At 74.0% G+C, this 12,528-nt stretch carries 10 protein-coding genes and 1 tRNA gene; 1 reads left to right on the top strand and 10 read right to left on the bottom strand.

Features of this window, described 5'->3' with window-relative positions; genetic code table 11:
- Positions 1-68: 68 nt before the first annotated feature.
- From ACFRMQ_RS03810 to ACFRMQ_RS03765, 10 genes are all read right to left on the bottom strand, one after another.
- Positions 69-245 (bottom strand): DUF6126 family protein, encoded by a 177-nt coding sequence (locus ACFRMQ_RS03810; protein ID WP_380726557.1) that lies wholly within the window; start codon positions 243-245, stop codon positions 69-71.
- Positions 246-277: 32 nt separating this feature from the next.
- Entirely contained in the window at positions 278-913 is a 636-nt protein-coding gene (locus tag ACFRMQ_RS03805; RefSeq protein WP_380726555.1) for a helix-turn-helix domain-containing protein, read from the bottom strand.
- A gap of 86 nt (positions 914-999) precedes the next feature.
- On the bottom strand, positions 1,000-2,712 hold the full coding sequence (locus ACFRMQ_RS03800; protein ID WP_380726590.1) for a pyruvate dehydrogenase: 1,713 nt from the start codon (positions 2,710-2,712) through the stop codon (positions 1,000-1,002).
- 139 nt (positions 2,713-2,851) lie between these two features.
- Positions 2,852-5,257, bottom strand: coding sequence for a glycoside hydrolase family 65 protein (locus tag ACFRMQ_RS03795; RefSeq protein ID WP_380726553.1), 2,406 nt, complete (start codon positions 5,255-5,257; stop codon positions 2,852-2,854).
- Between the two features lie 73 nt (positions 5,258-5,330).
- Positions 5,331-6,077 (bottom strand): HAD family hydrolase, encoded by a 747-nt coding sequence (locus ACFRMQ_RS03790; RefSeq protein WP_380726551.1) that lies wholly within the window; start codon positions 6,075-6,077, stop codon positions 5,331-5,333.
- Between the two features lie 154 nt (positions 6,078-6,231).
- A complete protein-coding gene (locus ACFRMQ_RS03785; protein ID WP_380726549.1) occupies positions 6,232-7,032 on the bottom strand; it encodes a VOC family protein in 801 nt (266 codons plus the stop codon).
- 269 nt (positions 7,033-7,301) lie between these two features.
- Positions 7,302-7,877 carry an SRPBCC domain-containing protein gene (locus tag ACFRMQ_RS03780; protein ID WP_380726547.1) on the bottom strand — a complete coding sequence of 192 codons (576 nt, stop codon included), beginning with the start codon at positions 7,875-7,877 and terminating at the stop codon, positions 7,302-7,304.
- 132 nt (positions 7,878-8,009) lie between these two features.
- Positions 8,010-9,791 carry an LCP family protein gene (locus tag ACFRMQ_RS03775; RefSeq protein WP_380726545.1) on the bottom strand — a complete coding sequence of 594 codons (1,782 nt, stop codon included), beginning with the start codon at positions 9,789-9,791 and terminating at the stop codon, positions 8,010-8,012.
- 471 nt (positions 9,792-10,262) lie between these two features.
- Positions 10,263-10,335: transfer RNA gene (locus ACFRMQ_RS03770), tRNA-Lys, on the bottom strand.
- A 7-nt stretch (positions 10,336-10,342) separates the two neighbouring features.
- Positions 10,343-11,170: a DNA polymerase beta superfamily protein gene (locus ACFRMQ_RS03765; protein WP_380726543.1), complete on the bottom strand. Its 828-nt coding sequence runs from the start codon at positions 11,168-11,170 to the stop codon at positions 10,343-10,345.
- A gap of 111 nt (positions 11,171-11,281) precedes the next feature.
- Here ACFRMQ_RS03765 and ACFRMQ_RS03760 point away from each other — a divergent pair, with 111 nt between their 5' ends.
- Positions 11,282-12,502: a DNA glycosylase AlkZ-like family protein gene (locus ACFRMQ_RS03760; RefSeq protein WP_380726541.1), complete on the top strand. Its 1,221-nt coding sequence runs from the start codon at positions 11,282-11,284 to the stop codon at positions 12,500-12,502.
- The last annotated feature ends 26 nt before the right edge of the window (positions 12,503-12,528 follow it).

The following is a 12,528-nucleotide window of genomic DNA, read 5'->3' as shown; positions in this document are numbered from 1 at the left end:
CGGGCGTGGGGGGGGGGGGGGGGGGGGCCCCCGCCCCGGGGGGGGGGCGGCGGACGCCGGGGCTTGAACTACTTGTTGCGGCTGCCGAGTTCGAACAGGAGGATGATGAAGCCGGCGAAGGCGTGGCCTCCGACGGTGTAGATCAGCAGGCGGAGGTAGATCCGCTTGTTGGCCCACTTGCCGGCGTCCATGGTCTTCGGGCCGGCCGCAGTGTCGGGGGCGATGGTGGTGGTGGGATCGGCCATGGTGATCTCCTCCGGGGTGTTCTGACGGCGACTCAGTGAATGGCGGCGGGGCCGCCGCCGAGGCAGAGTTCGCCGCCGGGGCTCTGCAACAAGGTGTGGACGAAGAGCAGTTCGACGCCGGTGTCCGATTCGGCGGCGATGCAGTGCGGGGTGAGCGAGTCGTAGTGGGCGGAGTCGCCCACACCGAGGTGGTGGACGCGGTCCCCGAGGGTGACCCGGAGCGCGCCCTTCAGGACGTACAGCCACTCCTCGCCCGGGTGGACCCGGACCACCGCGTCCTGGACGCCCGGCGGGACGTGCACCCGCAGGGCCTGCATGGCGCGGCCCGGGGCCCCGGCCCGGCGGTAGCCCCAGCCACCGGCCCGGCCGGGCTCGATGTCGCCGCCCCGGACGATCGGGTCGGGCTCGGCCAGCGTCTCGCCGAGCAGTCCGGAGACCGAGGTCCCGTACGCGCGGGCGAGCCCGAGCAGGACGGGCAGCGACGGCTGCCGGCGGCCGGTCTCCAGCCGGGACAGATAGGCTGGGGAGAGTCCGACCCGCCCGGCGGCCACCTCCAGCGTGAGGCGACTGCTGAGCCGGTGCTCGCGAAGGCGGGCGGCGAGGCCGGCGACCTCCTGGTCGTCGAGCTGTTCGCCTGCGGCGGCGGCACCGGTGGAGCTGCTGGTCATGTGTCCAGTGGACACCCGCCGTGCCACCCGGGCAAGAAATTTGCCTCAAAGGCAAGGACCCGGGACTTTGGGCCCGGACCCCGCGCTCACGGCCTCGGGATGTTCCGCAGATTGCTCCGGGCCAGGTCGACCATCCGCCCCACGCCGCCCGAGAGCACCGTCCTGCTCGCCGCCAGCGCGAAGCCCTTCAGCTGGGCGGCGGTGATGCGCGGCGGGATGGACAGCGCGTTGGGGTCGGTGACCACGTCCACCAGGGCCGGGCCCGGCCGCTCCAGGGCCTCCGCCAGCACCTCCCGGACCCGGGCCGGATCGGTCACCCGCTTCGCCTGGATGCCCATCGCCCGGGCGATCCCGGCGTAGTCCACGTCCCCGTTGTCGATCTCGGACTCCGGGTAGCCGGAGACCAGCATCTCCAGCTTGATCATGCCGAGCGCGCCGTTGTTGAACACCACCGTCTTCACCGGCAGCCGGTGCTTGGCCACCGTGAGCAGTTCGCCGAGCAGCATGCCGATCCCGCCGTCGCCCGCCATCGCGACCACCTGCCGCCCCGGGCAGGCGAGTTGGGCGCCGATCGCGTGCGGGAGGGCGTTGGCCATCGAGCCGTGCAGGAAGGAGCCGATCACCCGGCGGCGGCCGTTGGGCTGGAGGTAGCGGGCGGCCCAGACGTTGTTCATGCCGGTGTCCACGGTGAACACCGCGTCCTCGGCGGCCACCTCGTCCAGCACCGCCGCGACGTACTCGGGGTGGATCGGCAGGTGCTTCTCGATGTCCCGGGTGTACGCGCCGATCACGTCCTCCAGGGACCGGCAGTGCTTGCGCAGCATGCCGTCCAGGAAGGCGCGGTCGCGCTTGGCGTCCAGCAGCGGCAGCACGGCCCGCAGGGTGGCGGCCACGTCGCCGTGGACGGCCAGGTCCAGCGCGGTGCGGCGGCCGAGCCGGGTGGCGTCGTGGTCGACCTGGACGGTGTGCGCCTGCGGCAGGAAGGAGTCGTACGGGAAGTCGGTGCCGAGCAGCAGCACCAGGTCGGCGGAGTGCAGCGCCTCGTGGCAGGACCCGTAGCCGAGCAGGCCGCTCATCCCGACGTCGTACGGGTTGTCGAACTGGATCCACTCCTTGCCCCGCAGGGAGTGGCCGACCGGCGCGTTCAAGGCCTGCGCGGCCGCCATCACCTCGGCGTGCGCCCCGCGCACCCCGGCCCCGCAGAACAGCGCCACCTTGCGGGCCGCGTTGAGCAGCCGGGCCAGCTCCTGGACCTGGGACCAGGGCGGCGCGGCGACGGCCTGCTCGGTGAGGAAGTGGCTGCTGCCGGTGGGCGCGGTGGCGGACAGCGCGGCGACGTCCCCGGGGAAGGCGAGCACCGAGACGCCGTGCGAGCCGAGCGCATGCTGGATGGCGACCCGCAGCAGCCGGGGCAGCTGGGCGGGGGTGGAGAGCATCTCGCACCAGTTGCTGCAGTCGGTGAACACCCGCTCGGGGTGGGTCTCCTGGAAGAAGCCGGTGCCGATCTGCCCGGACGGGATGTGCGAGGCCAGCGCGAGCACCGGCAGGCCGCTGCGCTGGGCGTCGTACAGGCCCTGGATGAGGTGGGTGTTGCCGGGGCCGCAGGAGCCGGCGCAGACCGCGAGCCGGCCGGAGAGCTCGGCCTCGGCGGCGGCCGCGAAGGCACCGGCCTCCTCGTTGCGCACGTGCACCCAGCCGATGCCGTCGGCCCGGCGGATCGCGTCCACGACGGGGTTGAGGCTGTCGCCCACGACGCCGTAGACCCGCTCCACCCCGGCCTGCCGGAGCACCTCCACCATCTGTTCGGCCACGCTCGCCACGGCTGCGCTCCTTCGGTCGCCACGGGACACCTGCACCCTCCGCCGGGGCGGGGCCGGGCGCAGCCGGGGTGGGCCGGACGGGTGACAGGGGTGCGCGGGAGCTCGCGGGGGCAAGCCGCTACTCCGCCGCCAGGTGGTCCTGCTGGCCGAGCTTGCCCGCCATCAGACCGGCCTGGGGCTGGCGGCGGGCGGGTTCACGGCCCGGGGGCTGGGCGACCCGCTCCTGGGCGGGCGGGACGGTGGTCGGCAGGGTGACCGGGGAGCCGGCCTTGACCTGCACCGCCTCGCCGTCGTGCCGCAGGTGGAGGATGTCGCCGCGGCGCAGCGTGTAGGTCGTCCCGTCGTGGCTGATCCGGACGCCGAGCAGGTGCCCGCGCACCAGCAGCGAGAAGCTCAGCCGCATCAGCCCGGACGGCAGCCGGGGCCGGAACGAGAGCGAGTCGCTGTGGTCGCGCAGCCCGCCGAAGCCGGCCACCAGGGCGATGCAGGCCCCGGCGAGCGAGGCCATGTGCAGGCCGTCGCGGGTGTTGCCGCCGAGGTCGTGCAGGTCCATCAGGGCGGCCTCGGCGGTGTAGTCGTACGCGAGGTCGAGCTGGCCGACCTCGGCGGCGATGACGGCCTGGGTGCAGGCGGAGAGCGAGGAGTCCCGGACGGTCAGCCGCTCGTAGTAGGCGAAGTTGCGGGCCTTCTGCTCGTCGGTGAAGGCGTCCCCGCGCACCTGCATGGCGAGCACCAGGTCGGCCTGCTTGACCACCTGCTTGCGGTACAGGTCGAAGTACGGGTAGTGCAGCAGCAGCGGGTAGTTCTCGGGCGGGGTGTGCTCGAAGTCCCAGACCTGGTGGTGGGTGAAGTCGTCGGCCTGCGGGTGGACGCCGAGCGCCTCGTCGTACGGGATGTACATCGCACCCGCCGCGTCGCGCCAGGCGGCGGTCTCCTCGGTGTCCACGCCGAGCAGGGCGGCCTCGTGGGGGTGGCGGACGGCGGCCTCCGCGGCGGCGCGCAGGTTGGTCTGCGCCATCAGGTTGGTGAAGACGTTGTTGTCCGCCACGGCGCTGTACTCGTCCGGGCCGGTGACGCCCTCGATGCGGAACCTCCCGGCCACGTCGTGGTGGCCGAGCGAGCGCCACATCCGGGCGGTCTCGACGAGGAGTTCGAGCCCGTACTCGCGCTCGAACTCCTCGTCCCCGGTGGCCCGGACGTAGCGGGCGACGGCGGCGGCGATGTCGGCGCCGATGTGGAAGGCCGCGGTGCCGGCCGGCCAGTACCCGGAGCACTCCTCGCCGCGGATCGTCCGCCACGGGAACACCGCGCCGGACAGGCCGAGTTGGACCGCCCGCTCACGGGCCAGCGGCAGGGTGGTGTGCCGCCAGCGCAGCGCCTGGTTGACGGCGGCGGGCAGGCAGTAGGTGAGCACCGGCAGGACGAAGGTCTCGGTGTCCCAGAAGCTGTGGCCGTCGTAGCCGGGCCCGGTCAGGCCCTTGGCGGGGATGGCCCGCTCCTCGCTGCGGGCGCCGGCCTGGAGGACGTGGAAGACGGCGAACCGGACGGCCTGCTGGAGTTCGACGTCGCCCTCGATCTCGATGTCGCTGCTCTCCCAGAACTCCTTGAGGAATTCGGCCTGTTCGGCGATCAGCCCGTCCCACCCGGTGTACCGGGCGGCGGTCAGCGCGGCCTCCACCTGGTCCCGGACGGCGGGCAGCGAGCGGGTGCCGGACCAGCCGTAGGCCATGAACTTGACCAGCCGCAGCCGCTGTCCGGCCTTGAGCACGGTGGTGACGCTGATCCGGCAGTGGTCGGACTCGGACTCGGCGACGGTGTCGAACTCCTCCGGGCCGTCGATGACGTGGTCCATCCCGGCCGCGACCCGGATGCCGCTGTAGCGGGTGCGGTGCACCAGGACGGCCTTGGTGTCACTGGCGTGGTGCGCCTCGGGGTGCAGCGGCGCCTCCAGCACGGCGGCGACCCGCGGATCCCCCTCGGGGCCGCCGGGCAGCTGCTCGTTGGCGACCAGCTCGGACTGGAGCACCATCCGCACCGGGCCGTCCACCGCCTCGACGCTGTACTCGACGGCGGCGATGGCGCGCTGGGTGAGCGAGACCAGCCGGGAGGAGCGCACCCTGATCGTCCGCCCGGCCGGGGAGGTCCACTCGGCCTCTCGGTGCAGCATTCCCTCGCGGAAGTCCAACCAGCGCTTGTGGCTGACGAGTTCGCCGTAGCGAAGGTCGAAGGGCTCGTCGTCCACCAGCAGCCGGATGATCTTGCCGTTGGTCACGTTGATGACGCTCTGGCTGGACTCCGGGTAGCCGTAGCCGCCCTCGCCGTACGGCAGCGGGCGCAGCTCGAAGACGCCGTTGAGGTAGGTGCCGGGCAGGCCGTGCGGCTCGCCCTCGTCCAGGTTGGCGCGCAGGCCGATGTGCCCGTTGGAGAGCGCGAACACGGACTCGGCGCGGGCCAGCGAGGCCAGGTCCAGGCCGTGCTCGGTGATCTGCCAGGGGTCGATCGTGAAGTTGTCCGAGGGACTCATGCGCCCACCTCGCCGCACCCGGCGGGGGCATCCGCCCCCGCGCGCCTCTCGATTCCCCGCTCGCCGCGCTCGCTCACGCCCGCTCCCCCAGCAGCTCGGAGAGGTCCTGGACGACCACGGTGGCGCCGTCCCGGCGCAGTTCGGCCGCCTGGCCGACGCGGTCCACGCCGACCACCGCGCCGAAGCCGCCGGCCCGGCCGGAGGCGACCCCGGCGAGCGCGTCCTCGAAGACCGCGGCATGGGCCGGCTCGACGCCGAGGGCGCGGGCGGCGTACAGGTAGGTGTCGGGCGCGGGCTTGCCGGGCAGGCCCGCGTCCTTGGCGACGTTGCCGTCCACGATCACCTCGAACAGTTCCTCGATGCCGGCCGCCCGCAGCACGTCGCGGCAGTTGGCGCTGGAGGAGACCACCGCGCTCGGCAGTCCGGCCGCGCGCAGCCGGTGCACGTAGTCGACCGAGCCCTGGTACGGCTGGACTCCCTGTTCCCGGATCAGCCGTAGCACGGTGTCATTCTTGGCCCGGCTGATCCCTTGCACGGTACGGGAGTTGGGTGGATCGTCCGGGGTGCCCTCGGGCAGTTCGATGCCCCGGCTGAGCAGGAAGGCGCGGGTGCCGTCCAGGCGCGGGCGGCCGTCCACGTGGGTGTCGTAGTCGGCGACGGCGTCGAAGGGGACGAACTGCCCACCGGTGCGGGCGGCTTCGGCGCGCAGGAAGGTGTCGAAGGTGTCCTTCCAGGCCGCGGCGTGCACCTTCGCGGTCTGGGTGAGCACCCCGTCGAGGTCGAAGAGGAAAGCACGGATGTCGTCCGGTAGCCCCAGCATGGGTGCAGTCTTACCCGGGAAGGCGGGGGATGCCTCCCATTCCCGGCGGCGCGTCGCGGGAAGGGCGGCTTCCGGCCGCCCGCTGCCGCCCGCCGCTGCCCGCTGCCGCCCGCCGCACCGGGGCCCGGCTCCGCCCCGGCGCGGCCGGGTGCGGCTACGGGGAGTCGGGCATCTGCGCCTCGGGCGACTGGATCACGGCGAAGACCGCGCCCTGCGGGTCGTCGACCACGGCCATCCGGCCGGCCTGCATGTCGAACGGCGGCTGGATCACCGAGCCGCCGGCCTTGACCAGGGCGTCCACCGTGGAGTCGGCGTCGTCGACCAGGAAGTACGTCATCCAGTGCGAGGGGGTGTCGGACGCCAGGTACGTCGGGACCGCCTGCATGCCGCCCACCGTGCGGTCGCCGACGTTGAGCGAGAAGTAGCCGTCCATGCCCTGGATGGTGGCCGGGCGCAGCCCCAGGGCCGGCTGGTAGAAGCGGCCGGCCGCGTCGGTGTCGGCGGTGTTGAGCTCGTTCCAGACCAGTGCGCCGGGCTCGTTGACCACGCCCGCGCCGATGAAGTCCATCGCCTGCCAGACCCCGAACACCGCGCCGGTCGGGTCGGCGGCGACCAGCATCCGGCCGATCGTGCCGACGTCCATCGGGTCGTACAGGACGGTGCCGCCGGCCTCGGCGATGGACGTCCTGGCCGCGTCGGCGTCGTCCGAGGCGAGGTAGGTGGTCCAGGCGACCGGCGGCGTCGGCTGCCCCTCGGGCGCCATCCGCGCCATGATCCCGGCGACCGGCCTGCCGTTGAGCGTGCACACGGCGTAGCCGCCGAACTCGGCCGGGCCGACCTCGCCCTGCCAGCCGAACAGGTCGCGGTAGAAGTCGAGCGCGGCCTGCTGGTCGCTCGCCATCAGGTCGACCCAGCACGGGGTGCCGGGCTTGTACGGATCGGTGACTACGGGCATTGCTGGGCCTCCCGGAGGCGGTGGTGGCCGGCTGTGGTGGTCGGGGCGGTCGGGCCCTCGGATCGGGTCGGGGCCGTCGCACCGGTCGGGCCGTCGGGTCGCCGGACCGGCCGGGCCCCGCGGGGTCCGGCACCGGCCGGGACGACGGCGGTACACCGCCACCATCGGCCCGCCGCCGCGATCCCGCCACCGGACGGCGCCCTGGCGGGCGACCGGCGGCCGCGGGGGGCACGGAGGTCACGGGGTCACGGGGTCACGGGGTCACGGGGTCACGGGCCGTCGTGGCGGTGCGCGGTGACGAAGTACGGCTGCACCTTGCCGCTCTGGGCGTAGTCCTTGAGCCGGACCAGGAGTTCGGCCCAGGTGCCGGCCACCGCCGGGACGCCGTCCTCGCTGCCCGGCTGCCAGCCACCGTGCCGGAACAGCAGCCGGGTGTGCTCGGCCGGGGCCGGCCGGCCGGGCGCCGCGGGGTGGTCCGGCGCGGCGGGATGGTTCGGCGCGGCGGGGTGATCCGGCGCGGCGGGGTGATCCGGCGCGGCGGGCCGGTCCGGTACGACGGGCCGGTCGGGTGACGCGGGCCGGTCCGCCAGTTCCCAGCTGATCCAGGTGCCGGCCCAGTGCGGCGGGAAGGACCCGGCGTTGGTCCACACCACCCGGTCCCGGTCGGCCCGCTCCACCCGCAGCCGGAACGGCTCCGGGACGTCGGGGAAGTCGAACAGCAGCACGTCCCCGTCCCGGTCCACGGCGGTCGTCCACCAGGCGGTCAGCCCGTCGTGCGTGGTGAGCGCGGCCAGCACCACCTCCCGGGGCGCGGCGATGTCGAGCTGGAGGGCGATCTCGGGCATGGGGTCCGCCTTTCGCGGTGACCGCGGGCACGTGCGGTCCCCTCCCGGCCCACCATGGCACGACCCCCGGGCCCGCGCGCCCCGGAGGGCGCCGGCCCGGGGGTCTCCCGTGCTGCCGTACGGCGGCCTCGGTCAGCCGCCGCTGCCGTAGCTGGTGTTCGCGCAGATGTCGTCGTCCGCCGAGCGGGCGTCGTTGGTGATGGTGGTCGGCAGCGGCTGCGGGGGCGCCTGGACCCCCGGGGTGGTCGGCGCCGCGCCGGCGGGCGCGCCGGAGGCCATCCCCGCCGCGGCCGCGTAGTCCTGCCCGACGATCACCGAGATGCCCCGCGAGCTGCTGGTCTCCAGGCTGGCGCCCGGGAACAGTTCGGCGACCTTCTCGGCGTTCGCCTTCTGCCCTGAGCCGTACTCGATCGTGGTGGTCTTGTACTTGGTGCTCATCGCCTGGCCGGCCGTGCTCGCGGTGAACTTGGCGCCCTTCAGCAGCTCGGTCCCCTTGCCCGCCAGTCCGTTGACGGTCGTGCCGTTGTAGACGGCCACCCTGATCGCGGAGTTGGCCGCGTCCCCGGCCGGGGCGGGCGGGGTGGTGGCGGGCGCGGGCTGCTGCGGGGCCGGAGCGGTGGTGCCGCCGGCCGGGGCGTCCGGCTGCTGGCCGGTGGCGTTCTGGCCGTCGATGGTCTGGTCGGCCTTGAGGGTCTCCCAGAGCTTGTTGGCGTCGGCCTCGACCAGGTCGATGTTCTTGTCCTGGGTCCGGTAACGCCAGGGCGCCGTAACGAACTTGAGGTTGTGCATGTCGATGTTCTTCAGCGACAGGCCGAAGGACAGCAGCTTGTCCGCCGAGTCCAGACCCGGGTCGACGGTCAGCGACTTGGTGGCGGCGTCGGCCAGCGGAAGGAGGGTGGTGGGGTTCATCCCCTCCTTCTTGATCTTGGTGGCGAGCGAACTGAGGAACGCCTGCTGGCGCATCATCCGGCCGATGTCCGAGCCGTCGCCGATGCCGTGCCGCAGCCGGACGTAGTCGAGCGCCTGCTGGCCCTCCACCGTCTGCTTGCCCTGCGGCAGGACCACGTCGCCCTTCTTGGGCAGCTTGGGGTTGATGTCCCCCTCGTAGATCGGCTTCGGCAGGCAGATGTCCACGCCGCCCACGGCCTTGGTCATCGCCGCGAAGCCGTTGAAGTCGACCACCAGGGTGTGGTCGACCCGGATGCCGGTGACCTTCTCCACGGTGTTCTGGGTGCAGGCCGGGTTGCCGTCGTCGCTGCCGCCCATCGAGAAGGCCGCGTTGAACAGGTCGGTGTTCCCGCCCTTGGTCCACTTGCCGTTGGGCAGCTTGCAGGACGGCATCTGGACCATCGCGTTGCGCGGGATCGAGATGCCCACGGCGTGCTTGTGGTCGGCGTAGACGTGCAGCAGGATCGTGGTGTCCGAGCGCGCGCCGCCGTCCTCGCCGCCGCCGAGGTCGGAGTTGTTCTTGCCGCGGCTGTCCGACCCGATCAGCAGCACGTTGACCGGCTTGTTGCCGTCCGCGTCGGCCTGCGCCTCCGGCGGGCGGTTGCGCGCTATCGCGTCGCCGTCGAAGGACTTGATGTTGGCGTTCAGCTTGAGGTAGATCGCGCCGCCGACACCGGCCAGGACCACCAGCACGCCCGCCGTCGACCAGGCGACGATCTTCTTCACGTTCTTCTTGGGCTTGGCGCCCTTGCGCGCGGCCGCCCGGCCACCGCTCGCCTCCGCCTTGCCGCCGCCACCGCCGCCGCCGCCGCTGCGGCCGCCCTTGCCCTGGCCGGCGCGGCGAGCCTCCGCCCGGCCGCCGGAACGCGGCGGCGGCACGGCACCGCTGTCCTTCGCGCCTCCGGTCGTGAGCGCCCCGGGCTCGTCCTCGCCCCGAGCCGGGCCCTCGCCCCACTGACCTGACATGCGCGTACCTTTCACCGACGGAAGCGACGCCCCTGACGATCCGGCGCACCGCACACAGGGAGACGGCCCGGGCCGTTCCCAGGTTGCACATACGACCGTCAGCCCTATCGACGATCGCGACTTCCGATCATATTTAGGCCCAACGCGATCACCGACCTCCGGCCCGTGGGCAACCCCACCGATCAACGGATGACACCCACGCAGAGCACCCGAAATCGCATGATTCCGGTGTGACTCACACCACTTCACGGCTCCCGCGCCAGCCCGGAATCCGCCCGCCGGCCCGGCTGCCGTGCAGACCGGGCCGCCGACCCGTACCCGCGGGGGGAGTTGTCGCCCTGCCCGGGGAGCGTCGCGCCCGCGCCCCGGACGGTGACGACCCGGCACCCGGCGTCGGGCCGCCCGGCGAAGGGGCGGAAACACGACAGCACCCCGGCGTCCACGACGACCGGGGTGCTGCCCGAACCACGGTGGGCCACCAGGGGCTCGAACCCTGAACCTACGGATTAAAAGTCCGCAGCTCTGCCAATTGAGCTAGTGGCCCGCGGCCCTCACGCGCCGGGAGTGCCGGGTGGGAGGACCACGGCGATCCTACCCGGTGGGGCCCCGGGCTCCGCCAGTGGATTGCGCGGCGTGCCGGGGCCGTGGAGCCGCCCTTGAGGCGGGGTGTAGTGGGCGGCGCGGACGCGGCGGACCCAGTCCTCTGCGGCGCGCCGGTCCGGGGCGGCGGGCAGGGCTCCGGGACGGGCGAGGCGGTCGGCGGCGTCGGCGAGCAGCGACTCGGCGAGGGCCGGGCGGTCGGCGAGGCGTTCGCCGAGGTCACGGACGCGTTCGGGGTCGGGCAGCCGGATCGGGTTGCGGCCGGTCTCGTGCAGGCGGACGGCCTGCTCGACCAGCCGGACCAGGTGCCGGGCGTGCTTGGCGGCCCGCCGACGGGTGGTCGCGTCGGCGGTGTCGCGGGTGAGCAGCTTGCGGAACTGCTGCTCCGCGTAGCCGAGATAGGCCTTCCGTACGGCGGGGGCGCTGAGGAAGGAGGAGCGCAGGCCGACCAGTTCGTCGCCGAGCGGGGTGCGGACCTCGTACAGGTCGTCCGGCAGCCAGACCAGCTCGGAGGCGGTCGGATTGCAGTTCAGCGCCAGTCGGCACCACTTGGCGGCCTCGTGCAGGGTGACGTCGGGCTCCGTGGTGACGTGGGACTCGGCCGGGCGGTCGAGGCCGTGCAACTCCTCGGTGGGGACGGCGAACAGGCCCAGCCGGTCGACGTCCGAGCCGGCGTGGGCGAAGCCGTACGCGGTGGAGCCGACGACGCCGGAGAGCAGGACGGTGCCGGGGATGCCCGGAAGCGGGACGATGCCGGGAACGGCGTGGTCGGCGGGCACGGGCGGGCTCCCCTCGGAACGTACGGACGGATACCGCATCCTCGCCCGAGCGGGCCGCGCCGGGCGAGCGAATTCCGGTCCGGGGCCCGGCCACCCGCCGATACTGGGCCCATGGAGCACCACCCTCACCCCGATCCCCCCGTCGACAAGCTGCGCGCCTGGTGGTCGCGCCGGCAGTGGCTGGACGGCCCGCGCACCGGCGCCTCCGCCGCCGAGGTGCTGGCCGCCACCGGCTGGGCCCGCTCGGTGGGCGGCGCGGCGCCGTACCTGGGCCTGTTCGCCCGGGCCGGGCTCGGCCGGGCGGCGGTCGACGCGGCGGTGGCCCGGCTGGAGGTGCACGAGCTGCCGGCCGCGCGCGGCTGCACGTACGTACTGCCGGCCGGCGACTTCGCGCTCGGCCTCGCCGTCGGCGCGGCCGCCCCGGCGGGCGAACTGGCCGCGGCGGACAAGCACCTGGGGGTCGGCCGGGACGAGGTGGAGAAGCTCTGCCTGGCCGTCGAGCAGGTGCTCTCCGAGGACGAGCCGCTGGCGCCCGCCGCGATCCGGGAGGCGGTCGGCGACGCCGTCCGGCCGCTCGGCGAGCCGGGGCGCAAGCGCGGCCTCACCACCACCCTGCCGCTCGCCCTCGGGCTGATGCGGTCGCGCGGCCGGATCCGCCGGGTGCCCGTCAACGGCCGTCTGGACCAACAGCGTTACGACTACGTCGGCTGGGACCAGCCGGCCGCCGGGGACGCCGCCGACCTCGCCCGCCGCTACTTCGCCTGGGCCGGCCCGGCCACCCTCCGGCACTTCCGCTGGTTCTCCGGCTTCACCGCCGCCACCGCCCGCCGCGCCGTCGCCGAGGCCGGGCTGGTGCCGGTCGCGCCCGGCTCGGAGCTGCTGCTTCCGCCCGGACTCACCGAGGAGTTCGCCGGGTTCGAGGTGCCCGACGAGCCGCACCACACCCTGCTGGCGGGCATCGACGGCATCCACCTGCTGCACCGCGAACTGCCCCGGCTGCTCGACCCCGCCGACGCCGCCCGCCCGCTGCCCGCCGGCCGGGCCGGGCGCGTCTTCGGCGGCGAGGCCGACCCGCAGACCCACGTGGTGCTCGACCGCGGCCGGATCGTCGGGCTCTGGGAGTACGACACCGAGCGCGCCGAGATCGTCCTGCTGCCCTTCGTCCCGCTCGACGACGCCCTGCGGGAGGCGGTGGCCCGCACCGAGGCGTTCGTCCGGGACGACCTCGGCGACGCCCGCGGCTTCAGCCTCGACTCGCCGAAGAGCCGCGCTCCGAGGATCGCCGCGCTGCGGGCCGCCGGGGCGGCGGCGCAACCGGCCGGGCGGGCGTGACCAGGCAGACGGGCGTGACCCGCCGG

It is taken from the genome of Kitasatospora sp. NPDC056783, from assembly GCF_042789895.1.
Taxonomy (GTDB): domain Bacteria; phylum Actinomycetota; class Actinomycetes; order Streptomycetales; family Streptomycetaceae; genus Kitasatospora.
This window is presented reverse-complemented; position numbering and strand designations above follow the sequence as displayed.